We start from the raw sequence: 25,414 nt of genomic DNA on the forward strand, positions 1-25,414 counted from the left end.
GTAAGCGCCAATAAATCCGCACCTGTAGCTGACGCCCGAGTTTCGCCACACTGATTCCTGCTTTCACATTAAAGAGGAATCCGATGACTACCCCTGATTTACACCAGTTCTGGCAAGAGACGCTGTCGGACTGGCAGGCCTCGGGCCTGTCCGGTGCAGCCTACTGCAAACAAGAGTCGCTTGTTTATCATCGGTTTGTCTACTGGCGGCAGAAGCTGACCGGTCGTGTCGAATCCAGTGATGAACCGGTTCACGCTCGATCCGGATTCACTCGCGTGACTCCGACTCCGACTCCGGATGCCGGAGTCAGTTTGACCGTGTCACTGCCCGGCGGCGTATCGATCACCGGTCTGCATGCCGGTAATATCGATTTGCTGGGTGCCGTCTTGAGACAGCTGTGATGCGTCACCGCTATCTGCGCCCTTCCAGGGATTTGCCGGAGATCTACCTGTACCGAAAGCCCATCGACTTCCGCAAGCAGGCCAACGGCCTGGCCCTGCTGGTTGAACAGGAACTGGGGCACAGCCCATTCTCCGGTGCACTTTACGCCTTCACCAACCGGCAGCGGAACAAGATCAAATGTCTAATGTGGGAAGACAACGGCTTTGTGCTCTATTACAAAGCCTTGGCTGAGGAAAAATTCAAGTGGCCAGGGCCTGCGGATGAGCTGATGCCGCTGACCGGTGAACAGATCAACTGGTTGTTGGACGGCTACGACATCAGTCTGTTGCGGGGCCATAAAACCCTGCACTATGAGAGTGTCGGATAGCCCTTTTTGCATTACGTTTTAGGTGTGCCAGGGCATTGTTTTTGCTATAATTCCGCCATGAAATCAACGCCTGATAACGCCCTCAAAACCCCGGATCTCAACGGTTTATCGACCGCTGAGATGGTGGCGGTTATCAGCGGCCTTCAGCAGCAACTCGCCTCCAAAGAAGACGCCATCCAGCGACGAGACGCTCGCATCGAGATCCTCGAAGAACTGCTGCGCCATAAGAAGATCCAGCAGTTCGCCGCCAGCAGTGAAAAGCTGCCCAATCAGATCCTGCTGTTCGATGAGGTCGAGCTGGAAGTCGAGATTGATGAACTGCGCGATGAGCTGCCGGACGATGTCGAAGAGGAAGAGACGCCCCGCCGTTCCCGCAAGCGCCGCCAACGTGGCTTCTCCGATACGCTGCTGCGTGAGCGTATTGAATTAACCCTCAGCGACGAAGAGAAAGCCGGTGCCAGCAAGACCTTCTTCACCAAGGTGAAGGAAGAGCTGGAGTACATTCCCGCTCAACTGAAAGTGCTGGAGTACTGGCAGGAAAAGGCGGTGTTCGAGCAGGACGGCGAAGAGCGCATTGTTGCGGCTGCCCGTCCGGCGCGCCCGCTGGGCAAGTGCATCGCCACCCCGTCACTGCTGGCTTACCTCATTACCTCCAAGTATGCCGACGGTCTGCCGTTGTACCGTCAGGAACAAATGTTCCAGCGCCTGGGGCATGAAGTGAGTCGCACCAGCATGGCTCACTGGATCATCCGGCTGAATGACGTCTTCCAGCCGCTGATCAACCTGATGCGGGAAACCCAGAATAGCGGTGATTACCTGCAAGCCGATGAAACCCGGATCCAGGTGCTCAAGGAAGACGGTAAGACCGCCCAATCCGACAAATGGATGTGGGTCACCCGGGGTGGTCCACCGGGAAAACCTTCGGTTCTGTTCGAGTATGATCCATCACGAGGTGGCAAGGTACCGGTGCGTCTGCTGGATGACTTCCAGGGCATTCTGCAAGCCGATGGCTATTCCGGCTATGGGCAGGTCTGTGCCACGAACAAGCTGACGCGGATCGGGTGTTGGGATCACGCGAGACGTAAGTACGTGGAGGCGTCCCGGGCGGCACCGGCCAAAGGCAAAAAAGGCCAACCCTCAAAGGCGGATGTAGCCCTGAGCCACATCCGCAAACTGTACGCCATTGAAAAGGCCGCCCGGGATCTGAGCGACGCGGAGCGATATCGGGTTCGCCAGGAAAAGAGTCTGCCGTTGTTGAACGCCTTTAAAGCCTGGCTGGAGAAAAATGCCCCCAAGGTGATGAAAGGCCTGCTTACCCGTCAGGCCATGGATTACACCCTGAACCAATGGGACTACCTGGTCGGCTACTGTGAGCGCGGTGACCTGAAGATCAGCAATGCCGGAGCCGAGAACGCCATCCGCCCGTTTGCCCTCGGCAGAAAGGCCTGGCTCTTCGCCGATACCTCACAAGGGGCGAAAGCCAGCGCCACCTGCTATTCGCTCATCGAAACCGCCAAGGCCAATGGCCTGGAGCCTTCAGCTTATATCCACCATGTGTTGGAACGCATTGCTGAGTCCGACACGCTGGAGAAGCTCGAAGCGTTGCTGCCCTGGAATGCCGAGTTGCCGGCTTCGAAAAAAGTGGCTCAATACGATTAGGGCAAGCGGGTCGATTTAACGGCGCTTACGGTGTTCAGGGGGTCAAACTCAAACAACGCGCGGGCAAGCATCTGGGCGCTCAGTACGATGGTCATTCAGCCTCCTTTGCTAGATGCTCTACTTTAGAGCCTGCATGCGACAAAACAGGTCGCACACAACCAAAACGCAGGCATTCATGAACAACCATTGAAAAACGATTCTTTACCCTATTCCGCAAACAGAAACCTTCTCATAATGCTGAAGCTTTATCGTGGATTTAACAAAATATGACAGCAAGGATAATTAAGTTTATTCAAAATATTCTATATATTTATTACGATCGATCATTAAAAAATGAACAACGGAAACACTATGACGGCGACCCCTGACACTCTGAGATCAAGCAGAAATTCCCGTGTGGGTGAAATAATAAATGCACTTAAAGCAGCTCATGATCACGGGTTGAGCGCATGCCAAAAGTCACTGAGAGAAATGCCTGAGTATTTCATGGTGACGAGAGTTGGAGCGCATTTTGCTGAGAAGTTCTCCAATTTTAACTATCACCTAGAGGCATCGGTTGCCGAAATTCTCACCAAGGCCCGAGTATCGCCAGAAAATCAGGATAGTTTGCAAAAATACTCGGAACTTCGCGCCAATGGCCGGTTTGATCTCACACTGTTTACTCGGAAAGGTGGTAAACCAGCGCATATCATAGAATTCAAGAAAGGAACTAAACTCGAAAGCTTGAAGAAAGACATCGACCGGATCAGCCTGCTCGCAGATGCAGTACCACAAGGCAGTCGCCTCGAGACAAACTATCTTGTCTTTATCACGAAGCGAAACACGGAACGATCGATTATTGAATGGGACGAAAGACTTCAAGAAATCGTGAAGCTCAGCTTAATCGGTCAAGGGCATATTACTAATAACATTACGTGCTCTGTCCGAGACGTTTGGAAAAGCCCTGCAGAAGAGCGAGAGCTTACGAATGGAAAGAGGCATGACGTATCACCTTTTGTAGTGGTGATCGCAGAGATTCGCTGCAACTAAGGCATCGCGTTCCGCCAGTACTCAAGACTGATGCGACTAACATAGCCTCGGTCTTGTCCGAGGCTTACGAAAGCCTGCTGCACAACCTTCGCCAATTCCAGCTGTTGGCAAAAATAGAGACTCCGGATCATGCGCGTGATCCGTAAATGGTTGTGGCCTCCGGCTTTCAGCCAGATATGATCCCTGGGGTTCAGCTCGGGAGAGGCCTCGATCATGCCATCCCGGCGGATCAGGCCGTAAAAATCCAACATCCGATCGAGCGCCCTTCTTTGCTGTTGTTTAAGAATGTCGTCTTGCTTGAATCTAAGCCTGTCTTCTATCGTCAGAACCGGTGCCAAAGGGTTGGCCCGACTCGGCTCCGGTATGGGGAACAGCCATTGAACGACATCGTGAGTATGCTCCAGCCAGAAGTCATCCAACGATATGATGTCATCTAAGGTTCGCCCTCTGTGATCCGTGCCTTTGCCTTGCATAAATTGGATAAGGGCACTGTCAGTTTGCCAATCTCCGGTTTGTCTTGCCATGACTACCTGCCCTCTCTCTTATTGTACAAAACCTATCGGCTGGCACCGCAAGCCATAGGTCTGAGATAGCTGCTCTTCTTTCAGTGCCTGCAGCAATTGACCGGTTCTCGGCCGGAACCCGCGCAAGCGGAGGGTTTCGGTTGCAGCACGCATTACGCCGGGCGTGAGGTGATCCAGCTGTGCCAATTCTGACAGTGTTAGTGCGCTGGCCGTTTCCGGATCGGCGACACAGGCAGTGATGATGGCCCTGACCTGCTCGGCGGTGAGGTAGCTGAACCCGACTTTCATCTGAAACCGTCGGAGTATGGCCTTGTCGAAACTGTCGAACCGGTTGGTGGTGGCTAGAAATACGCCTTCAAAGCGTTCCAGGCGCACCATGAATTCGTTAATGGCGCTGACTTCCCAGCTGCGTTCGGCCATGTTGCGGCTGTACAGGAAGGTGTCGGCTTCATCGAGTAGCAAGACTGCGCCGGATGCCTCTGCTTTGTCGAACATCTCGGCGATGTTTTTTTCGGTCTGGCCCACGTACATGCCCAGAAGGTCGCTGCCCGACTGCAACACAAACGGCATCTGCAATCGTTTGGCGAGTTCCTGTGCGTAGGCGGTCTTCCCTGCACCGGGTGGGCCGTAAAGACAGATTTTTGCCTTGCCCTCCAGGCGTACGTAGCGTTCTACGTTCCGCAGCGTTGGGCGGGTGTTAATCCACTCCGTTCGGAACTCCGGGAAGCAGGGTCTGGCGGGCTGCGGAATCACTCGGTCTGGCTTGCGCTCTCCCAGAACGCGCAGTCGCTGCTGCAGCATGGCTTCAAGGCGTTGCTGGTTGCGGGCTATCTGGCGCGGTGGCAAGAAGCGGCCCACTTCTGCCAGGTTGTTCGCCAGCGCAGGCGTCATCCAGGGCTTGCGTGCCGCTTGCTGTATCCAGGCGGGTGTGACCGGTAATCCAGACAACGTTCGCTGAAGTTTGTCGGCCTCGCGCGCTGTGCCGCTGGCTTCGATTTCGACAATAAAATCAAATCTCCGCAGAAATGCGGGATCAACCGCGCGAATGTTGTTACTGATCCAGATAACCGGTGCGCGGTTTTCTTCCAGCATCTGGTTAAACCAGCCTTTGGCCAGATCGTCGGCTTTGCGGAAAGCATCTTCCATTTCGTCGAAGAGCAGAATCGCCCCCAGGCGATCATCAAGGAACATCTGCGCCATCTTGGCGGCATCCAGGCGTACACGGCCTGTCATGGCACTGGAGTGGTCGTCTTTGGTTGGCACTTCGTACAGCGGTGCGGCCAGCTTCGCGGCCATGGCCCGGGCCAGCTGGGTTTTCCCGGTGCCGGGTTTTCCGTACAGAAGAATATTCTTCCCCCGGCATTTGCCGTCCAGGGCATCCCGAAGGTAGTCAAGCATTAGCTGCAGATCGCGCACGCCCTTGAAGTCTGCGATGTCATGCCGGGCGGCGGGGCCCGGCGGGCAGATGCGCCTGAACAGCATTTCCTCAACGTCTTCGGTAGCCCCCGCGTCACAGCATTCAGACGTTGCTGTTACCAGTTGGCTCAGCAAGGGGCCAGCTTCAACCAGATCCGCGATATCACTGCCCTGATTGGCCTCTTCCAACAGGCGAATCTGACAAAGAATTGCGCTTTGATCCAGCGCCAGAGCAATGGCTCTGGCGGATTCGCATATTGCCCGGGCCAAGGCATTTACGGAATTGCTGTACTCGGCGATGTCCAGTTCACGCAACACTTCTTTCGCCTTGGGGTGCTTCAGCACCAGTATGGCAAAGATCAGCAGCTTGGTTTCGACAACGTTAGGCTTGAGCAGCTTGACCAGGTTCGCCAGCAAGGGCTCGAATGACAGCCTTGGCTTGCCGGTCAGGCTTCGGGTGAGTTCACGTTCACGTTTTTCGACGGCCTTAAGAAAGGCGGAGGCGCTGGTTTCACCGTCTTCATTTGCCGGTAGCTTGAGCCCCAGAAAAACACCGGGCTCTTCAATGCGGAACACGGAAGGTTCGTTAGAGTAGCGAACCAGGCGAAACAGGCGGCAGAGGTAGATTTGCAGGAGTTTTAGATCGTCTTTCGACGAGCCGGATACCTGGTTGGAATGGTGAGCTTGGTTTACGAGTTCTTTCCATTGCAGCATTGCGGGCCTCCATAAAAACCTGACGCTATTATCGAGGTTTTGGGCGACATAATGTGTCGCAGGGAAGATTTGCCTACTCAAATTCCGGACGCCGTTTGTCTGAAATTCAGGACATTCAGCGCCCGGCTTCGGCTGGGTTTAGCCCTTCATTCGGGCCAGCCCACGTTCCAGCGTGGCGGTGATTTCTTCCTTCAGCCAGCGGGGCTCCAGAATATCGCAATGCACCGCCTGCGCGGTCAGCCACCAGCGCAAGTCCTGCGTATCCCCCACTGTTACCGCGATCTCGAAGGTTGTGTCGTCGATCTCGGTGGTGATCTGGTCAAACCCCAGCGGTGCCTCAATCAGGTGATTCAGGGCCGGTTTGTCACAACGAAGTTTGAGGTACACCGGCTCTGCCGATTTCAGAATGCCCATCGCCCCGGAGCGGATGTACAAATCCAGGTCGAAATCGTCCGGCCGGTCAGACACTTCTTCAAGCAGTTCGCCGGTTGAGGCGCGGTGCAATACTAACTGGCGCACGCCTTCCCTGCCCTCGATGGTGCCGATTAAATAGACGTTCGGGTCCCGGAAGATCAGACCGAACGGATGCACCACAATTTCTTCCGGCTCCGGCCAGTTACGGGCCTGGTAAACCAGCTTGCATTTGTACTCCCGAAGCAGCGCCTCGGTAACGGTTTCCAGAACGTCTGCATCAATGGCTGGGCGTTCACCACCCAGGCCGCGGTTGATAACACGCACCCGGTTAGGCCACTGCCCCAGCGGATTTTTCTCCCGCAGCAGGGTGCGATGGGCTTCATCGAAATGGGGTTTCAGGTGAGACAACGCCCGTGGTGGCAACATGGGCGACAGGTACGCCCGGGCCAGTTCGAAGGTTAAGGCTGCAGGCAAGTCGAGCGCCGGGATGATGTCGATGGTGGCATTGCGGTCGAACGACCATTGGTACGGGCGGGAATCCTCATCCACCATCAGCGGAAAGTCTGCGCTCAGCTTCTCCAGATCCCGCTGTATAGAGCGGATGGTCACTTTGAAACCATGGTCGTCCAGCCGCTGGGCCAGCTCGCTTGTGGTTATGGTTCTGGGCGATCGGGGTACCATGCGCAGCATGGTGAGGTAACGGACTGCGGTTGTGGACATTTGGGGTTCCTTGTCTGACGGAAAGACCTTGCGACGGATTTTGTCGCTACACTCTATCCGAGCAGAGAACATCAGGCCAGTATTGGAGTGCGAGATTTTCCATACAAAATCAAGAGATTAAAACTCCGACAAGTATGAATCACAATTCTCATAAATATTGAGCCGAGCGTTCTTTCGTGTTGCACGCACCTCAAATGTCCCTGAACATAGCTTATCAGACGGGCTGAGCCTTGCAGAAAAGCGGTACTTCCCTCTCACGCCCTCCCCGACATCATTCAAATAGGCAATACCTGCTGACATTTCTATGTCAGCAGGTCCTCCAGAAATCTGAAAATTGTCCGCAACACAGGGCCATCCGACGCATTCGGCGTCGATAAACACTGTTCCAGTCAATGATGAACTCTTTGCTGGTGGGGAATAGCGGCTATCGTATTCTTGATGTGCCTTGTTTACCTGATTGCGCGCCTGATCCACAAACTCTCTTGCCACTGGAGCTTCTGAAGGTTCATCGACACGATCCTCAGCAAGTAAAAGCTCAAGGTCGTAACCATGAGATTTTGTGACGCTCAACGTGATAAGCAACATAGCGGCCAACACACGTTTCATTGAACACTAATCCTGTTAACCATTTTTCTAAGTTTTATATCTTTTAGTTCCCTCGACACCGTCACAAACCCTAAATGGGCTTTACCTCCCATAATAATCTCCCCAAGCGGCAGCATGCCTGTTGCCTCGTAGTTATTTTCCTTTTTAAGGGCAAAAGAATAATCTTTTCGGGTAACCTCTTTGTTACCGACACTTATTCCAAATGCAGCGGTAGAATAATAAATCGTTAACTCAACCGATACTTCCAGGTTATAGTCGTTGTATTTAAGGGGTAGCGCATCAATATTTTTTGGAGCGATAAATACATCTAGATTTAGATCATTGCTTGCTGTTACACCGCCAATCAATGACTTCAGGGATCCAACGCCCACTTCAAAATTTTCGTTATCTTTATTATTGCTTCCCTCTAATGCAATAGCAACCGAAAATACGTTTTCCCCACCAACGAACTGAACCAATGCTTCTTCAACCTTGGCCTTTTGGTCGGGCGAGAGTGCTAAAGATTTTGCTTGTTCAAAATATTCACGATTACCTGAACGCATGAATGCTTCCAGGTATCCATCCAGCGTTCCTTTGGCAACCGCCTGCGCTTCGCGTTTTTGCTGAAAACGATTATATTTGTGAGCGCTCAATACACAGCGCGCAAGATCATGACCGTCAGAGACGCTTGAAACCGTGGGCGTCTGATTAGACGCAAGATCAGCACTGTAGCCATCACGACCATGATAAGGTGTCATATAACCTTGCCTGCGTGCTCGGTAGTTAAGTTGATTCTGCTCTCTCCCCAGGCTTTCGAATTCTTTTTTACTGGGCAGCCGCCACCCGGAAACCCCCAGAAGTTTCAACTTACTGCAATACTGCTTCGCGTCGGACAGTGACATTTCTATTAGTTGCGCATTACGTGGCTCGTCCTGCCAAATCTTTCCATTGATAAAACGAGCTCGCTCAAGGTTTTTTGTTCCTACTATGTCACCGAAGGCATCGTCTCGTTCACGTTCGAGTTTTGCCAGGCGGCGTTGCTCTGCAGCATTAGCAATAGCGGCGATGCGCTTCACTGCTCTATCGGTTAAATCCTGATCAAGACCTGATTTTACGATTAGCTGAAGATCAGGCACTGAATTTCGCGCAGCTGAATAAGTTCTATCAGTGGCTTCGGCACGCCAGTGTGAATCTGGATATTTTTTCAAAAACGCAAGTAAGTCTTTAGTGGAATTACCCGCTGTTTCAAGTACTTGCTTTTGAGCAATGCGGTTCGAGTTATTCAGCTCCTGCTCTATAGAAAAGGCAATTTGTTTCTTGGAAAAGTCCACCGTAAAGTTTGGTTGCCATCCGCCCTTCAACAAAGCATCAGAGAAAAAAGGCCGTAGCTCAGTATCCACTTCAACACTAAAACGATGGTTAACCCATCGCCGGGCAAGATCACTAACCGGCAGAGCGTCAGGCGCAGGCTCTGAAAATTTCACCGGTGCAAAATTGGTGTTTGGGGTACTGAAAAAAAGATCTGGCAAATCCAATACTTTCTCTCTCACTGGCGGAATAGATATCAAAAAAGAGGCCACTTTCCTTGAAGGTAAGCCCAAGTCAACTTTCTCTTTACCCTCCATCAAAAGAACTTCATCATCGATAACCACATAATTGATGCCGTATCTGCTAAGATTTATTCCCTTAAATCCGCTAAACCGGCGCCCAATTTTATTATCCTTACGATACTTAAATTGAGCATTAACGTCTCGCAACGTATTAAACCGAATGAGCGTTTCTGTCGGCAGGTTGTATACTTGACGAATAGCTAAAGTTGAGTCAGGCGATGAAACACCTGTTACCCAGGAGTGCCCCAGTTTACTGGTTGAAAGGAGCTGTAAATTAACGTTTCGGATTCGCGAAGACGTGACAATGATTTCTGCGTTGCCGGGTGCCTTATTCCAGGTCACTTCCCGGATAATCGGCTCCCCCCATAAAAGCCCTAGAGCTCGTGATTTTGCTTCGGTGGAAGGCATGGAGGGATTATTCACCATAAATGCCTGGCTAACCGAAACTGGTGATAAACTGGCCAACAGGTCAGCTAAAGAAATGGCGCAGATGACAGCTGCGCCTCGCCCCTTGGGCCACGACTTATTTTGATTTTGAAAGTCCCAGAATTCTTTATCGCTGTTTAACCACGCAAAACGGGCACCCCTGCCGTTCGCACGTATACCCGGCACGGTTGAACCACCGTTCGGCCTGGTTTCAGCTCTTATATCTCTGGCAGTGGGTAACCGAAATTGGTCGACAATAAGCGGGGAGTTGCCAACCTTAACGCTTTCACAGTATTTCTCGGCGTCTTCTTTAGTGGCGGCGATAAGTGGCTTCGAATCCTCTGCTACGCCGCGCCACCAAGCGATTCCTTTACTAACCGTTAACCCGTTCAGCCCAAGCTCCCGAAACGTTTCTGTTGTCAAAGGCACGGAGTGTGACCACATAGCCTTACCTGAATACTGTTCGTCCGCTTTACCTGCAACAGCGTCCTTAGACGACCAGACAGGTTGCTCCGAAGCTGCAGTTACACCACTGTAATTCTCAGGCTGATCAGTGGAAATAGCCGCACATCCAGCCAGTTGTAGCAAAATGCCAACAACAAAATATCGCCGAACGCGCATGTAGCCTAAGCTTGAAAATGAACAATTAACGCAATGTCTCCAGCTACGACTAGTCATGGCGATCCTAATTTGAATTTGCTGTTGATACAGATGAGGCTATAGCCTGCCGCTATGCGCGATACGGGTGAAAAATTAACACTTTTTAAGGAAGCGATAAAGTCAGAGGAGTGTGCGGTTCGCCCCCCCACTCGCTTCGAAGGTATAAGGCGACCGTGCTACTATTCGACGTTGGTTTCCCCCTCCCTGTCATTCGGTTAGAACTGCATTGCTCATGGACAAAACACTACAACTGAAAACCCGCGCCTATCTGGTGGCCCGGCACCAGCATCCGGCCTGGAAGCTGCTGTCTGCCACCCGCGGGCCGCTGGTGCTCGGTTGCCTGCAGGCGCTGATGGAGGATAACCGGGAAGAAATTCTGTTTGAGGATGCCCAGCAAATGCTGACCGATATCCTGAGGGAGCATGCGAACAGCGACGACCTGCAGCTATCCGGTGACGATCCGGCGGCCGATGCCCGGAAAGAGCTGCGTTCCTGGATCCGAAAGGGGTTAATTGTCGAGCGGGACGGTCGGCTGATGGCCACCGATGCTCTGCAAAAAGCCCTGGTGTTTGTGGAAGGTCTGGATGAGAACATCATGACCTCCACCGCGTCGCGTCTGGCCACGGTGCAGCGGGAAATTGAGAACCTCGAAACCCGCCTGAACCCGAACGCCCAAAGCCGTGCCGACCATATCCGCCTCAAGATCAAAGATCTGGAGCACGAGTTGGCTGAGGTGGAGGCCGGTCGTTTCACGGTACTGGAAGGCGCAGAAGCTGCCGAAGGCATTCGCGAGGTCTACAACCTCGCTACCAGCCTGCGGGCCGACTTCCGCCGTGTGGAGGACTCCTACCGGGAAGCAGACCTGCAGCTGCGACAGTCCATTGTCAGCGAACAGTATCACCGGGGCGAAATCGTTGATCGCTTGCTGGACGGGCACGACTCGTTGCTGGAAACGGCCGAAGGAAAGGTATTCCACAACTTCAACGAGCAACTCAGCCGCTCAACCGAGCTGGAAAATATGAAACACCGGTTACGGGTCATCCTGAAAAACCCGGCAACCCGCCATGCGCTGTCGCGCCAGCAACAGGATGAACTGCGCTGGCTTGTGATCCGGCTGATACAGGAGTCTGCCACGGTTATCCGGGCAAGAGCCCGCAGTGAAAAAGACGTCAAAGGCTTTTTGAAAACCGGGCTGGCCGCCGAGAATCACAGAGTTGGCGAATTGCTCAATGGTCTTCTGAACACCGCGCTTAACATCGACTGGACTAGCCACAAGGTGCGCAAAGCCGACACGCCCCTGCCGCCGGCTGCTGTGGCGGTTTCCAGTTTGCCGCTGGTTGAGCGCCTTAGATTCAAATCTGCCACGGAAGAGCAGGCAAAAGACCTTGAATTGACTGGTCAGGGCGTCAATCTCGAAGAGGTGGATGAGGAGTTCTGGCGCGCCTTCGACGGGCTCGACAGGGAGGTGCTTTACCGGGAAACCGTAGAACTGCTGAAAGTTACCGACCGCCCGATGAGCATCGGCGATCTGGCCACGCACTTGCCCCCCACTCACGATCTCGAAACCATCGCCCTGTGGCTCGCCATGGCCCGTGAAGCGGAGGTGGAAATCACCGACGACCGCGAATCCGTGGATTTCACCGACAGCAGCGGACATCGGTTGCGCTTTAACGTGCCGAGACTGACGCTAACCCAACAAGACGCAGAAGCCATCGACTGGGAGCTGTAAACCCGCATGTCTGACTATTTTGACCGCCTGACAAGCCAGGCCAATGCCAATATTTCTCTCGACGAGCCGGAACCAACAGCCGAGGCACCGGTTGCTGCGGATGAGCAAGCCCCTACAGAGGCCAGCCATTACACCCCCGGCAATATAAAAGCCACCGCCCAGGAACTGTTGAAATTTGGATTGTTGGAAGCGGATCGTAAGCCCAAGCTCTATCAGGTTGCCACCACACAAGTAGCCGCGATCAATGAGATTCTGGAGCCCTTCGATCTGCGCCTGAAAGTGGACGATATACGCGGCCTGGCTTTCCTGGTGGTCTCTGAACAGCTGTTCAGCGAAGGCGAGGAGAACGGCGACGAGTGGTCTCACCCCCTGGTGCGCCGCCAGCGCCTGACCATGGAGCAGTCTCTGCTGGTGGCCATACTGCGACAGCACTTTATTGCCCACGAACAGGAAGAGGGGGTTGGTGCCAGTGAGGCAACGGTGGAACTGGATGACCTGCTGCCACAGTTGCAGCTGTACCTGGGCGATACCGGCAGCGACAGCCGGGATCAAAAGCGCCTGCGCAGCCTGCTGGACAACCTCAAAAACCATGGCATTGTCTCAGACATAAACGCCAACGATCAGGTGACCATACGCCCCATCATCACCCATCTGGCGAACCCGGAAAACCTGCAAAGTCTGCTTCACCATTTTCAAAAGATGGCTGGCAACTCAACGTCTCAAGCCGCGGATGGAGAAGAGTTATGAGCCAGCCCCAAACGGATCTCTTTGCCTGCGAGATCCTACCACCCACCGCCTTCATTCTGACCCATCTGGATCTGTACAACTGGGGGCCATTCGGTGGCCGGCACTGCGCCGAGATCGATCCGAAAGGCACCGCCATTATCGGCCCCACCGGCAGCGGCAAGACCACGCTGGTAGACGCATTAATGACACTGCTGACTCACCAGCCCCGCTATAACCTGGCCTCCACCGGCGGCCATGAAAGCGACCGTGATCTGATCTCATATATTCGCGGCGTATCCGGTGCCGGTAACAACAGCGGCGACAACAGCCACATTGCCCGCCCCGGTAAAACCGTGACGGCGGTCAGTGCCCGCTTCGCCAATGGTGACAAAGCCATTCGGGTTGGGGCTTTGTTCTGGATTGATGGCAGCAGTTCTGCGGCCAGTGACCTGAAACGCCTTTGGCTGTTCTCAGAGCGGGATGAACAGAACATGGATACCTGGTTGGCACTCCACCACGAGGGCGGCGCCCGGGAGCTCAAACAACATGCCAGGGATAACCCCGGCTTACAGGCGAACGACAGCAAAAAAGCCTACCTGGCACAGGTTCGGCGCTTTTTCGAAGTGGGAGAAAATGCCTTCACCCTGCTCAACCGTGCAGCAGGCCTGAAGCAGCTCAACAGCATCGACGAGATCTTCCGGGAACTGGTACTGGATGACCACTCGATGTTCGACCGCGCAGCCGAGGTGGCCAGCGAGTTTGACGACCTGGCCGCGATCCACAGTGAACTGGAAACTGCGCGCAAACAACACCAGTCGCTGTTACCCATCGCAGAAGCCCATGAAAAGCATCAGGGCGCCACGAAAGCGCTGGATCAGCAGCTGCTTCTGAAAACCATCCTGCCAACCTGGTTTGCAGAGGCAGGCTACGAACTCTGGAGTGCCAGAAAACAGAACCTGGAACAACAGCTGGACGAGGGTAAAGAGGCCCTCAGGTTATTGAACGTCAACGTTCAGCAGCTCAACAGCAAAGCCGACACCCTGAAAGACATTTACCTGCAGGCCGGTGGTGCCAGTATAGAGCAGCTTAAAGAGCAGATTTTCCAGCAGCGGCGTTGGGTAGACGAGCGGGATCGCCACGCCAGGGATTACCAGGCCCTGACCCGCAAACTGGATCTGGACGACACTCTAACCCCTGAAGCACTGGCCCGAAACCGCAAGCTCTGCGATGCACAGCTGAGCGAGCTGTCCGAGCTTGCAGGGGCTCAGGACGACGCCCTGCTCGACCTGCGCCTTCGCCACGGCAAGCTCAGCGAATCCCTGAAGGAAATCACTGAAGAAATTGACCGGATCAAAGCCCGGCCAGGCTCCAACATCGACGGGCGCTACCAGGAGTTCCGAAGCGAGCTGGCCCAGGCCCTGAACCTGGACGAAGACAGCCTGCCGTTTGTGGCAGAACTGGTAGAAGTCAAAGCCGAAGAGCGTGACTGGCGTGGCGCCATTGAACGGGCGATTGGCGGGCACCGGCTGCGCTTGCTGGTGCCACCACCGGCCATGCAATCGGCTCTGGAAACGGTCAACAACCGTGACAACCGTCTTCACGTGCGCCTGTTGAAGGCCCAGGCACCCCAAAGCCCGGCGAGCTTTATGGATGACGGCTTCACCCGCAAACTGAACTTCAAAGATCACCCTCACCGGGAAGCGCTTAAGCAATTGCTGGCCGGGATTGATCGGCACTGCGTGGACTCGCCCGAAACCCTGCACCAGACGCCCCACGGTATGACCCGACAAGGCCTGATGTCGGGCAAAAAGGGCTATTTTGAGAAACGGGACAATCAGCCGCTTGATAAGGGCTGGATGACCGGCTTCAACAACCGTGACAGGCTCCTGGCGCTCAATAACGAATTGACCGAAACCGGCAAAGAAGCGGGTGTTCTGGAACAACAACTCGAATCGGCCCGCAAGCAGCTGAGGGCCACGCAGGATCAGATAAAGCTTTATGAACTTCTTGCGGATACCGAATTTAACACCATCGACTTGCCCAGTGCACAACGCGAACTGGAAGCCCTGCAAAGTCGACTGGACGCACTGACCGCTCCGGATTCGGGGGTGGAGAAAGCCCGGCAAGTATTTGAAACCGTAAGCCAGAAACTGGAGGAAGCCCGGCAACAACTGTCAGAACAACAAACCACCCAGGCCCTGCTGGAAGAAAAACGTAATCAGGCCACAACCCGTTGCACAGAGCTGCTCGAACGGATTGGCGAGGGCTTGACAGATGAGCAGAAAAACCTCGCAAAAGGGCATTTTGACACACTGAAAGCCGATCAATACGAACGCCTTGAAGCCCTGGAGCGGACGCAGCGAGAGCACCTGGACACCAGCATCAGCAAACTGGGCAAGCAGATTCAGGGTTACGAACTCAAGCTGACTCAGCTGATGGAAAAGGCTCTGTCTATCGATACCGGCGCGTTGATCGAGACCGGCAGCGACATCCAGGACATCCCGGAATATCTGGAGCGCCTACGAATACTGGAAGAAGAAGCCCTTCCGCAGAAGTTGGAGCGCTTCCTCAACTATCTGAACCAATCATCCGACCAGGGTGTGACCCAGCTACTGGCCCATATCCAGAATCAGGTGGCGATTATTGAGGAGCGCATTGCCGATCTGAACGCCACCTTGCAGCGAGTCGACTTTCAGCCCGGCCGATACCTGCGCCTGGAGCCTCGCCGGGTTACCCATGAATCTCTCCGCAAGCTGGAGCGCGCGCAAAGGCAACAGCGGGCGGACGCCCTGAAAGATGACCAGGGCGAAAGCCACTTCCGGGCTTTGCAAAACATGGTGGCCCTGTTGCGGGACGCGGCAGACAACAAGCGCACCATGGGCGCACGGGCTCTGCTGGATCCGCGCTATCGGCTGCAGTTCGCGGTCTCTGTGCTCGATCGTGAATCCGGCACGGTGATCGAAACCCGAACCGGTTCCCAGGGCGGCAGCGGCGGTGAAAAGGAAATCATCGCGAGCTACATACTCACCGCTTCCCTGAGCTATGCACTTTGTCCAGACGGGGCGACCCTGCCCCTGTTCGGCACCATCGTGTTGGACGAGGCCTTCTCAAAGAGCTCCCACGCCGTCGCGGGCCGCATCATCTCGGCGCTCAACGAATTTGGCCTGCACCCACTGTTCGTTACGCCCAACAAAGAGATGCGACTACTACGGGCCCACACCCGCTCCGCCATTCTGGTTCACCGCAAGGATTTGCGGGCCACCCTCACCTCCCTGAGCTGGGAAGAACTGGAGGCCCACGCGGAAAAAATAACCCGGAGAGCCCATGAAATCCCCGGTTGAACTGGCAAGCCGCCTGGCCCGGCAATGGCAAAACGCAGATCAGCGGGAACAACGCCTGCTGCGGCAGGATAGCTGGCCATTAACGCTCTCGATTGGTAAGCCCACAGGTTCGGCGGTCAGGGATAACCTCAAGCGGGTGCAAGAACATCTACGGCAATGGCGCGAAGTCACTATCGGCCATGTTCAATGGCAACCGGTGCGCTTTCAAAGCACCAGCGAAGCCATCGACATACCCACCCACTGGACACTGGAAACACCCAGCCAGTGGGCGCGGGCCACCGGTAGCCATGAAGTCAAACGGGAATATGACGCCCTGAGTCGCCTGGCTTCTGCCACAGACCCGCGTTTTCATTCACTGATCATCCGCAGGCGCAGCCTGGTGATGGAAAAGCCGGAATGCGATGTTATTCGCAGCAGCGAGGCTGCCCTTCAACTCCAGCCTGGCTGCGCCGACGGAAAGCCCCTTCGGGCATTGTCTGTTGCAGGCATCGACAGCAAATTCTTTGAACGCAACCGTCAGCTTGTCACGCTGATGCTGGACGTGCTGTTTGAGGGCCAAGCCAGCGAAACCGGGCTGGAGGCTTTTCTGGGCGCGGAAGACGAGGGCCATCACTGGTTACTCGTGGCCGATCTTGATGGTAAGTTGCTGCCCTTCTCACAAATGCGAATCCGGGCCCACGAGCTTCAAACTACTCCTTTACCTGGCGAACGGCTGGTACTGGTAGAAAACGAACGCTGCCTTCACCAGTTACCCAGGCTCTCCGGCACGGTCTCGGTATTGGGCTCGGGTCTGAACCTTGCCTGGCTTAACGCAACATGGCTGAAAGGCCGAACTATCGCCTACTGGGGTGACATCGACACCTGGGGGCTAACCATGCTGGCCAACGCACGGAAGCACATCCCGCGTCTCACACCGCTGTTGATGGATGAGGCGACTTTCGAGCAATTCGTTGAAGCGAATGGAGTTGTAGAACCGCAGCCCGCGCCCACGATTACTCCAGCGGGACTGACCGAGAGTGAAGCCATGCTCTACCAGCGTCTTCAACAATCAGACCGGGGGCGGCTGGAGCAGGAGTTTCTGCCAGCGAGTGATGTGCATAGGGCTATTGAAGGTTGGATGAACGACTCACTGGCCTAGCCTTCCCTCTGCGATTAAATGTTGGGTATTCTTTGCGCGCCCCCGGCCGCCGGACGCTGTCGAAAGCCTCGATCTCCCATGGGCGCATGGCCATCAACAGGCTCACGCCGAAACGATGCTCCAGGGGCAGCGCGAGATCTTCCTCGTGACAGTGCCGAAACTCCAGGGCCAACCGTTTGAGTTTCTGTTGAACCACCTCGTTGGACTGGGCAGACAGCATGCCGCTCACAAACAGCCTCAATTCACCGGGGTGATCAAACCGACATTTCAAAAAATCCTGCTGCACTTCCGCTTCAAAAAAGCGCTGTATCGGCCCACCCGGTTGCCACGCGAAATCATGGCTAACCAAAAGCTTGAACCGGTTGCCGGGCAGCAATTCCAGCACTCCCATGCGATCCAGCCTGGCCAGATAGCCAATCAAGTCGGTTTCAGACATGTCGTAAACCTGATGGATCTCCGGAAACTGCCACCGGTTCATGGCACAGACAGCCACCAGTAACAGCCGCACGTCCGACACCAGCTCCTGCTCTTGCTCCAGACTCAGCTGCTCGACTTCCAGCTCTGGCGACAGCTTGCGCACAACATCACTGATCTCCATTCCCATCAGCGCGCAAATCTGATCAAGGCGCTTTAGCGAAAACTGCTTCTCGGAAAACAAGCGTTTAACACTCGCCTCTGAGAGGTTCAGAGCTTCGGCAACGTCCTGATAGGTCAGGCCATGGGAACGCAGTTGACGTTTAAGCTCACCGACGATGGCACTGGTTTGCGCCATAGATTCACCCCTCCTTTTCGGTTCCTTCACTGAAAGTATCATTTTTCGCGACTATAGATACACACCATCGATACTTTTGGGGAATCCCTCGCGGCGCGTTCAGCAATAGCGCACAGTCCGGGTGTCCCAACAACAAAGCCAACGAGGAAAACACCATGGATAGCGAACTGAAGAGCAACTCCAATTCCTGGGTATTTTTTGTAAAGGTTTCATTCGCGATTGCACTGTTTGCCGCTGCAGCGGGTGTGGTGCTGGCACCTGTTGATATCGTGATCAAAGGCTACATGGCGATCAGCGCTCTGTTTCTGGTAAGCACCACCATCACCTTGTCGAAAACATTACGTGATGAACACGAGCAACAACGAATTACGAACCGCATTTCCGAGGCTCGTACCCACCAACTGCTGAAAGAATACGGGGAGTAATATCATGAGCATTTGGCGGAAATTAAACACGCTGTTCAGGGCCTCGGCCCAGGAACCGGTCGCAAGGCTGGTGGACGCTAACGACATTCGTATCTTTGAACAGGAACTGCGAGACGCAGAGCAGGCTATTGCCCGGTCAAAGCGAGAACTGGCGCACTTGATGGCTGAAAAGAAGCGACTGGAACAGGACAACACCGGCCTTCAATCTGCCATTAACAAACGAGAGCAGCAAGCCAGCCAGGCATTGGCACAAAATGAGGAAACCCTGGCGCTGGAGCTGGCCAACCTGATTGCAGAGGATGAAGCCTTTCTGCAACGCCAGCAACAACAGCACGCAAGGCTACAGCAACAAGAAAGCGAGCTGCGCCGCCAACTGAGAGAGTCCGGCCGTGCGCTGAAACACTTTCACAGTGAAATGCGTTTAGCAAAAGCCAACCGGCACGCCGAACAGGTTACCCGCCAGCTTCGGGGCCACGCAACCGGATTACACAGCCACATGGAAGACTTGAACGTATCCGCCGATCGTATTCGCGCCCGCCAAACCGAGGCCGAATACGTAGAAGCAGCGTTGACCGAGCTGGATCAGGAGCAACGAAACGGCGGCCTGGATGCCCGTTTGAAGGCCGCTGGCATCGACAACGGAGCCAACGACGGCGCGAAAGTTCTGGCGCGCTTAAGGGCTGCGCAGGCTCCGGGTGAGCACACGGACAACAGCCAGCCTCAACCCTGAATGACGAGGCACTATCAACACCTGAACCGCCCAACTGGTTAAAAATTAAGTAGTGCCAACTATCCTGCCAGAGGGGGCCCGTTTCCTGCGGTGAAGAGTGCAAGGCGGTTTCCGCTGTAATCGTTCATTTGTTTATCCTTAGCCTGAGTTCGGACTAGCAGTGTGTACCATCCTGGCGACGTGACTTGTCGCGTGGATCAAATAAAATCGAAGCTCACCAACGACCGTAGTCTGCGTTCGGTAAGGTTAAGATCTTCTGATTTAACAAGGAGAGCAACGAAGTGACCACTACAGCAACCCAACGTATGGAAAACACAGTAGTGTTCGACCTCAGCTCTATCCTTAACTACGCCATCCAGCTCACCGTTCAAACCTGGGACTCATCCCGGCCGCTACATTGGTTCAGTCAAACCGATGACTCGGTTTTGGCTGAGGGGCGTTTTCTGGAAGCACCGGGCTTACCGCTGTTCACTCTGGAAGACGATTCCGGAAGGCGGGTGTCTGACGGCATTCCGGAATCGGTTCTTAAGCTCACGTGCTTAATGCCGGCGATGGATTTTGAGCTGGCCCAAGCCTGTGCGGCTTCCAGTGCAGCGTGCGAACTGGCTGAAAGCTCTCCCCTTTTATTTATCCTGCTCGTGGACTATGCCCGCGGCCAGTCGCTCACGCTTGACGAATTCGAAAAGCTATTAGCTTTGAAGCGAACCAGCATTCTTGAGAAGGCCGGCCTGCCCGCCAGCAAATCTCTGGTGAAGCTGGTGAACCGCATTAAGCTTTCTCCGCTTCTTCCGTGGGAGCTGGAGGATGTGGCGAAAACGCTTCGCCGCACCGAGTTTATCGAACTGCTTCGGCACCACCCGAATCTGCACTTGAACCACTTACGATTTCTGCGGCGCCAGCGGCAACAGCTTTGGCCAGGGATGTTGTATCTGGTCGATAGCCAGTCATCGGCTTTGGACATTACTTGGCTGTGCCGAATGATTCGAGACACGCTGACGATGGCGGAAGGGGATGTGCAACGCCTTAGGCATGTGAGATCGCGTGACGCTTTGCAAGATCTGCACGACCGTTTGGTAGGCTGGTTCAATAATTTGGGCTCTGAAGGAAAACGGAAAGCCCAAGCTGCTGCCCTCGAACAACGGCACGGCGACTATCCGGCGCCGCCTGTTCCTGCCATCGAGGGTATCGAGCCCCTCACCTCTTGGCTTGAACTGCTGGAAGAAGGTGTGGCCATGCGGCACTGTGTTGGTAGTTATGACCAACGCGTTGCCGATCGCGAGGTGTTCATTTACCGCATGATTCATCCAGAACGGCTAACGATTTCACTGGCCTATCGGAATAACCGCTGGATCGTGAGTGAGGTGCGCGGGAGCCGAAACGCCAATCCGCCAACTCGGGCCATGGATTACATTCGCCGCTGGGTTGAAACACCGTGATCGCGACACTATTTGTCGCACACCTCTGTTAGATTCTCTTCTGACCTAGGAAAACATCAGGCAAGCCAATCATCGAAGGTGACTTACTTTGACTGCATCTGCCTTTTCCGAAATTCTGGTCGAACACGGGTTCCTGCCCTACTCTTACGATTTCGCCGCCACTGCCTTGGGTTTTCAGCACGAGATTTTCAACGTGCTCATCTATGATGACCCGGTGTTCACCACCGATTCTAGTATCCATGAACAGCTGTACACACCCGATGCGATGCTGCGCTGTGAGCTGGTTACGAGAACCGGGGATTTAACCGCCGGTATCGCCTACTTCTACCAGCAATGGTTCAAGGAGCTTCGTTACTCCACCCCGGTGCTGCAAATCATCAACCTAAACCAGACTGCGGATACCGCCACGTTCGAGATTCTGACCATGAGTCAGCACAACGCGATGACTTTCCTGTTTACGATCAAATGAGGAACGCACGATGAACCGATATAAAACCGAAGAAGCCCGTGCACGCCAAAACGCTCGTGCGGGTAAAACACCTGCCGAAAGTGCTGAGCTAGACCAGCAAGAAACACTTCAAGCCAGTATTTACGAGCTCGCCCGGACGATCCATATCGAACGATTCCCGGAGGAGTATGATCACTACTACGACTCCATCGCGGATGCGAGCGACCGTACCAGCGGAATCAACCCGATGAGTAAAGAATACATTGAGCGAGTGACCGCCAAGCGGAAGAAGGAAGGAGTATCCCCGCTTGCAGAGAATGGACTGCCCACTGCCAACGACACGTGGGAAATCGTACTCGCAGAAGCGGAGCGCCAGTTACAACCAAAGTGACGAGCGATCTACCGGATCATCGAAGCCTTGGGCGGCACGAGACCGAAGCCAGGCGGAAACACTACCGATTGATTCGCCCACCAGAGCGTTCTAAATCGACGTTAAAATCACTGAGAGACACGGAGAGAAAATGAAATCGATGTCGCCATTTTGTCTCCATCGACACGCCGGTAAACGCAGCAAAAAGCTAAGCTATGGAAATAAAGGGGTAAAAATGGAGGCGCGGGTCGGAATCGAACCGGCGTACACGGAGTTGCAGGACGAGCTTTCTGAACCTCTTTTTTTGTTTAATTCCAGACACTTAAAGAACCTTCCTCACATCCAGTTTACGCTCATTCGGGCATTGTAAAGTTCCTTCGAATCAATAAGTTATATTTTCATTTTTTGGGTGATTTTCAGCTCACCGCATCTGTCGGCTCGATAAGATCTTCCATTAATCAGGTAGTCCACGCTCTTTAACACCTCACAAACATTTTGTGTGCAGAACGCTGCCGGTTTTGTGCAGGCGTGTTGTCAGTGCCGCGGTTTGCAAACCGTTATCTTAGTCACTGCACGGTTGGGACATTTAACTAAACCTCCGTAGCGAAAACAGCTCAATTGCTTTCGAATCAGTTGGAGCATTACCTGAAACTTTTGGAGTTACACCGCAGATGGCTATTAGAAAAGACGAACTGACATCTCACTACGCATGCATTCCGAACGACACATTGAGAGACCCTCGCCTGACGCCAGAAGCATTAGGAGTCCTCGTGTCACTATTATCCCGGCCAGAGGACTGGACCGTCAGAGCTGCCAAAATTAGGCACGATTTTAATATCGGAAAAGTAGTTCAACAAAGGATCTTTCGTGAACTGGAGAAGGCGGGATATCTGGTACGAGAAAAGGAAAAAGACAAAGCTCGGACTTCCAACGGTCGCTGGACCTTTCGGATTACAATTTTCCAAACCTCTTTAAAACCACTGACGGATGAAGATGAGCAATCGTGGAATCGCAAGTAAGGACCAGTCACGGAAAAGGCCAGGATTGCATCCGCCTTTAGTCAATCAGCGACGCAGGTACCTTTGACCTGAACCCGTTAAAAATAAATGGGGGGTACGGAAAGGTCGCAAAGCGGACATTCAAGTTGAGCGATCAATACGATTAAACGGCCGCGGTTTGAGGCTGGGGTGTGTCAGGAGTATCAGGGTAAGTTCATTAGAGCGCCTGATTTCATGCAGCATTGCGTTCCGGCCTCCACCGCCTGAATACTTGTAACGCAGCGAATACTAGGCCCCCAACTAACACAATATTCAAAGATAGGTTAGCAAATGATACCCATGTCGGATATTCCTGGGGAAGCATGACAGCATAGGAGCGCGGAAACGAAGGTGGGTCTAGTTTTTCTACGCTCTGCCATACAAACGGAAGGGGGAGGCCGTGAGGAACGTTGCCCATTTCAGATCTACCATCAATCTTTGTCGGCACAAGCAAAGAAGCTATAACGAGGACAACCGCCAAACACACGCTTCCGATAATCTGCCTTGTCATGCCACTATCTCCCTATAGGCCCTAACGTCAGCCAGCGTGAAGCGGAGTCAAAAGCCACGGTAAAGGGCCCTTATATGTGCTTTCTGTGAGTATCTGACAGGCCCACAAGGCAGATGGGGCAGGCGTTCTGCCTCACGGGTTTGGGTTGGCCGCTGCCGCGGCCAAAAAAACCACTATTGCCTATTGATTCAGAGAAGGCTCATATGGGTTAGATGTCACTATACCGCCCACTAAAGATCGGTTCTTGGACACTCCCGTACAGCGCTTGAACCCTTGCGGTGGCGAATGCCCAGTACTGGTCTCCATAAGAGAAGTGCCACCATTCCCTGGGATAGTTGACGAACCCTTCGGCAGCCAATATCTCCACCAAGAGCCGCCTATTGTTCGCTACCGTGCCCGTAATATTATTGGACTGCGTAGCGCATATCTCTGGTGGAACAGCATCCCAATCGCTCAGCTCCATACCAAAATCCAGAGGTTTACCAGTCGCATCAATTATTTCGATATCGACTGCGCCGCCCGTACTGTGTGGCGGAATAATCGGGACTCCCTCAAACGTGCGTAGTGGCGAGGCGAGCTTTGCTGCTTCCGCGTAACACAAAGACGCATCCCAGGAGGGGTTTTCCCCTTTCATCCGTCTAAGCTGCCCATCGAAGAGCATTTGTTGAATCTTGGGGTTCCTATAGCCCTCATATAAACGAAACTGCAACCCAGAAGGAAGTTTCTGTTGGGCCTCCTCAAGCCTAGCCACGACACCTTCACGCAACAGTCGGTAAAATGGTTCTGTTTCAGGACACTCGGGCGGGGGGCCATAGGCGATTACCCCGCCGCTTGCGACGTCCACAAGACGTTCACCGTAATCCGTAATAGGCATCCCCCGTACTCGGGAATCAGCCATTTCTACCAATTCGCGGTTTGCCAACCAAGTTCTCCATATCCTGGTGAGTGTTGGGACGGCGACATCTAACGCTCGCCATCACCGGTGACAAAACCGAAGTGAAGCGGAGGTTTTGGCATCCGGTGGATGGCTTAGTTAGTGCACTACTGCTTCTTGGGAATCGGTTTCCCCCGTTCTTCATTTTGCTGCCTATACAGCGAGGCAATATTCGACCGCCCCTTCAGCTTCCGTATTTCTCCCAGCGAAACTCTTGTCCTTCCTGCTACCTTTTTCATTCCTTGCTCCTTGCGAGTTCGAATTGTGCTAAGTCAGCCTCCGTGAGCTGATATAGGTCAGGATCTTCAGCAATCTGTTTGTCAATTTCTTCTTCTGTCGTTTCGTTGAACTTCTTTGCATCAGAGAGACTTTTCAGCTTTCTGATCTGTTGCAACGTTAGTCTTGTTGTTTCTTCAGCCATTTCTCAACCCTTCCGAAAATGTTCTCGACTCATACTGCTCGATATCTTTTTTCTTTGCCCGACGTACTGAAATAATTCTGTTTACGTGCTCGCCTTGGCTATATACGCGCACTGTGTAGACGACAAACAGTATGCCGAGCGCACCACGACCAATAGTCTGATAGCGTCACTCCCCATAGTCCTTTCGAGTATCTTCTCGTACCTGACGTAGAGGATCATCCCAGATCAGCGCAGCATCAATGAAATCGATCCCTCGCTCAAATAGAGTCTTCTGCCTCTTGGCTTCGTCCCACTCAAATTCCATTTTATCTCCTTGTGTGTATTGACATGATTTCGGCCACAAAGGCCACTAACGCCGGAGTTAAGCCGTGGCGCGTAGCGCCGTCGGCTTGAACGACTTGATACTGATTGAGCCTTCTCCCCAGCCCGGCGGTTACCCGCTAAGCTGGAAGGCGACCAAGCACTACAAGGGAGAAGACTCAATGAACTTTTACCATAGCACTCACCGTCACTATTGTGGAATCGACCTGCATGCCCGCAGCCTGTATGTCTGCATCATCGACCAACAGGGCGAGGTACTTCTGCACAAGGAAATCAAAGCGCGCCCGGAACCGCTACTAGGAGTCTGCGCGGCAGAAGTGTTTTGAGCAATTGCCTCCGCCGCGCCGAATCACGGTTGTGCCCGAGAGTATATGCGCAGTATCCAACCGGATAGAGTCACGATTTTATATTCAGGCAATCAAGACGGTTATAGGCAAGTTCACAACCGTAGCCCGACCACTCAGCACGGCCCGGCACGCCGCCTCAGGTCGCCTATGTCAGCCTCATCAGCGAACTCATCCGCCTGAGGTTAAGCGACAGGCAGACCAG

The 25,414-nt window shown here is 53.8% G+C and carries 23 protein-coding genes and 1 pseudogene; 15 read left to right on the plus strand and 9 right to left on the minus strand.

What is annotated here, in order from left to right; genetic code table 11:
- Positions 1-83: 83 nt before the first annotated feature.
- The 4 genes from tnpA to C7H09_RS14460 all read left to right on the plus strand — a co-directional run bounded on the left by tnpA (position 84) and on the right by C7H09_RS14460 (position 3,457).
- The gene (tnpA, locus tag C7H09_RS14445; protein WP_106761476.1) at positions 84-401 is read left to right on the plus strand and encodes an IS66 family insertion sequence element accessory protein TnpA; all 318 of its coding nucleotides are present in this window, start codon (positions 84-86) and stop codon (positions 399-401) included.
- On the plus strand, positions 401-769 hold the full coding sequence (gene tnpB, locus C7H09_RS14450) for an IS66 family insertion sequence element accessory protein TnpB (protein WP_106761477.1): 369 nt from the start codon (positions 401-403) through the stop codon (positions 767-769). The genes tnpA and tnpB overlap by 1 nt, the downstream gene beginning before the upstream one ends.
- 57 nt (positions 770-826) lie before the next feature.
- On the plus strand, positions 827-2,428 hold the full coding sequence (gene tnpC, locus C7H09_RS14455; protein WP_106762036.1) for an IS66 family transposase: 1,602 nt from the start codon (positions 827-829) through the stop codon (positions 2,426-2,428).
- 351 nt (positions 2,429-2,779) lie between these two features.
- Positions 2,780-3,457 (plus strand): hypothetical protein, encoded by a 678-nt coding sequence (locus C7H09_RS14460; protein WP_106763901.1) that lies wholly within the window; start codon positions 2,780-2,782, stop codon positions 3,455-3,457.
- On the opposite strand, the gene C7H09_RS14465 is transcribed toward C7H09_RS14460, so the two are convergent.
- The 5 genes from C7H09_RS14465 to C7H09_RS14485 all read right to left on the minus strand — a co-directional run bounded on the left by C7H09_RS14465 (position 3,454) and on the right by C7H09_RS14485 (position 10,544).
- On the minus strand, positions 3,454-3,981 hold the full coding sequence (locus tag C7H09_RS14465; protein WP_106763903.1) for an opioid growth factor receptor-related protein: 528 nt from the start codon (positions 3,979-3,981) through the stop codon (positions 3,454-3,456). The genes C7H09_RS14460 and C7H09_RS14465 overlap by 4 nt on opposite strands.
- 18 nt (positions 3,982-3,999) lie before the next feature.
- Positions 4,000-6,111, minus strand: a complete 2,112-nt coding sequence (locus C7H09_RS14470) for an AAA family ATPase (protein WP_106763905.1) — start codon at positions 6,109-6,111, stop codon at positions 4,000-4,002.
- 138 nt (positions 6,112-6,249) lie between these two features.
- Positions 6,250-7,245 carry a helix-turn-helix transcriptional regulator gene (locus tag C7H09_RS14475; protein WP_106763907.1) on the minus strand — a complete coding sequence of 332 codons (996 nt, stop codon included), beginning with the start codon at positions 7,243-7,245 and terminating at the stop codon, positions 6,250-6,252.
- Positions 7,246-7,362: 117 nt separating this feature from the next.
- Positions 7,363-7,851 carry a hypothetical protein gene (locus C7H09_RS14480; RefSeq protein WP_106763909.1) on the minus strand — a complete coding sequence of 163 codons (489 nt, stop codon included), beginning with the start codon at positions 7,849-7,851 and terminating at the stop codon, positions 7,363-7,365.
- Positions 7,848-10,544, minus strand: a complete 2,697-nt coding sequence (locus tag C7H09_RS14485; RefSeq protein ID WP_133166239.1) for an Lcl C-terminal domain-containing protein — start codon at positions 10,542-10,544, stop codon at positions 7,848-7,850. Before C7H09_RS14485 ends, C7H09_RS14480 begins: the two co-directional genes overlap by 4 nt.
- A gap of 214 nt (positions 10,545-10,758) precedes the next feature.
- Here C7H09_RS14485 and C7H09_RS14490 point away from each other — a divergent pair, with 214 nt between their 5' ends.
- The 4 genes from C7H09_RS14490 to C7H09_RS14505 are packed head-to-tail and all read left to right on the plus strand — an operon-like array spanning position 10,759 to position 17,460.
- Positions 10,759-12,255, plus strand: a complete 1,497-nt coding sequence (locus C7H09_RS14490) for a DUF3375 domain-containing protein (RefSeq protein WP_106763915.1) — start codon at positions 10,759-10,761, stop codon at positions 12,253-12,255.
- 6 nt (positions 12,256-12,261) lie between these two features.
- Positions 12,262-13,002 (plus strand): DUF4194 domain-containing protein, encoded by a 741-nt coding sequence (locus C7H09_RS14495; RefSeq protein WP_106763917.1) that lies wholly within the window; start codon positions 12,262-12,264, stop codon positions 13,000-13,002.
- The gene (locus C7H09_RS14500; RefSeq protein WP_106763919.1) at positions 12,999-16,322 is read left to right on the plus strand and encodes an ATP-binding protein; all 3,324 of its coding nucleotides are present in this window, start codon (positions 12,999-13,001) and stop codon (positions 16,320-16,322) included. Before C7H09_RS14495 ends, C7H09_RS14500 begins: the two co-directional genes overlap by 4 nt.
- On the plus strand, positions 16,306-17,460 hold the full coding sequence (locus tag C7H09_RS14505) for a Wadjet anti-phage system protein JetD domain-containing protein (protein WP_106763921.1): 1,155 nt from the start codon (positions 16,306-16,308) through the stop codon (positions 17,458-17,460). Before C7H09_RS14500 ends, C7H09_RS14505 begins: the two co-directional genes overlap by 17 nt.
- Here the strand turns inward: C7H09_RS14505 and C7H09_RS14510 are convergent.
- Positions 17,426-18,232, minus strand: a complete 807-nt coding sequence (locus C7H09_RS14510; RefSeq protein ID WP_106763923.1) for a helix-turn-helix domain-containing protein — start codon at positions 18,230-18,232, stop codon at positions 17,426-17,428. The genes C7H09_RS14505 and C7H09_RS14510 overlap by 35 nt on opposite strands.
- Positions 18,233-18,387: 155 nt before the next feature.
- Here C7H09_RS14510 and C7H09_RS14515 point away from each other — a divergent pair, with 155 nt between their 5' ends.
- From C7H09_RS14515 to C7H09_RS19790, 6 genes are all read left to right on the plus strand, one after another.
- Complete coding sequence (locus C7H09_RS14515) at positions 18,388-18,657, plus strand: YiaA/YiaB family inner membrane protein (protein WP_106763925.1); 270 nt, start codon at positions 18,388-18,390, stop codon at positions 18,655-18,657.
- A gap of 4 nt (positions 18,658-18,661) precedes the next feature.
- Entirely contained in the window at positions 18,662-19,387 is a 726-nt protein-coding gene (locus tag C7H09_RS14520) for a PspA/IM30 family protein (RefSeq protein ID WP_106763928.1), read from the plus strand.
- Between the two features lie 281 nt (positions 19,388-19,668).
- The gene (locus C7H09_RS14525) at positions 19,669-20,823 is read left to right on the plus strand and encodes a PcfJ domain-containing protein (RefSeq protein ID WP_133166240.1); all 1,155 of its coding nucleotides are present in this window, start codon (positions 19,669-19,671) and stop codon (positions 20,821-20,823) included.
- A gap of 88 nt (positions 20,824-20,911) precedes the next feature.
- Positions 20,912-21,292, plus strand: a complete 381-nt coding sequence (locus tag C7H09_RS14530) for a hypothetical protein (RefSeq protein WP_106763933.1) — start codon at positions 20,912-20,914, stop codon at positions 21,290-21,292.
- 10 nt (positions 21,293-21,302) lie between these two features.
- Positions 21,303-21,662, plus strand: a complete 360-nt coding sequence (locus tag C7H09_RS14535) for a hypothetical protein (RefSeq protein ID WP_106763936.1) — start codon at positions 21,303-21,305, stop codon at positions 21,660-21,662.
- Between the two features lie 650 nt (positions 21,663-22,312).
- Positions 22,313-22,660, plus strand: coding sequence for a helix-turn-helix domain-containing protein (locus C7H09_RS19790; protein WP_133166241.1), 348 nt, complete (start codon positions 22,313-22,315; stop codon positions 22,658-22,660).
- Positions 22,661-23,397: 737 nt separating this feature from the next.
- Here the strand turns inward: C7H09_RS19790 and C7H09_RS14545 are convergent.
- From C7H09_RS14545 to C7H09_RS20020, 3 genes are all read right to left on the minus strand, one after another.
- A complete protein-coding gene (locus C7H09_RS14545) occupies positions 23,398-24,111 on the minus strand; it encodes a M15 family metallopeptidase (RefSeq protein WP_133166242.1) in 714 nt (237 codons plus the stop codon).
- 247 nt (positions 24,112-24,358) lie between these two features.
- Positions 24,359-24,544, minus strand: a complete 186-nt coding sequence (locus tag C7H09_RS14550) for a hypothetical protein (RefSeq protein ID WP_106763943.1) — start codon at positions 24,542-24,544, stop codon at positions 24,359-24,361.
- Positions 24,545-24,710: 166 nt separating this feature from the next.
- Complete coding sequence (locus C7H09_RS20020; protein WP_206074334.1) at positions 24,711-24,848, minus strand: BrnT family toxin; 138 nt, start codon at positions 24,846-24,848, stop codon at positions 24,711-24,713.
- 178 nt (positions 24,849-25,026) lie between these two features.
- Here C7H09_RS20020 and C7H09_RS14560 point away from each other — a divergent pair.
- A pseudogene (locus tag C7H09_RS14560) lies at positions 25,027-25,164 on the plus strand (IS110 family transposase); the annotation flags it as partial.
- Positions 25,165-25,414: the final 250 nt, after the last annotated feature.

Source organism: Marinobacter fuscus, assembly GCF_003007675.1.
In the GTDB taxonomy this organism is placed as follows: domain Bacteria; phylum Pseudomonadota; class Gammaproteobacteria; order Pseudomonadales; family Oleiphilaceae; genus Marinobacter; species Marinobacter fuscus.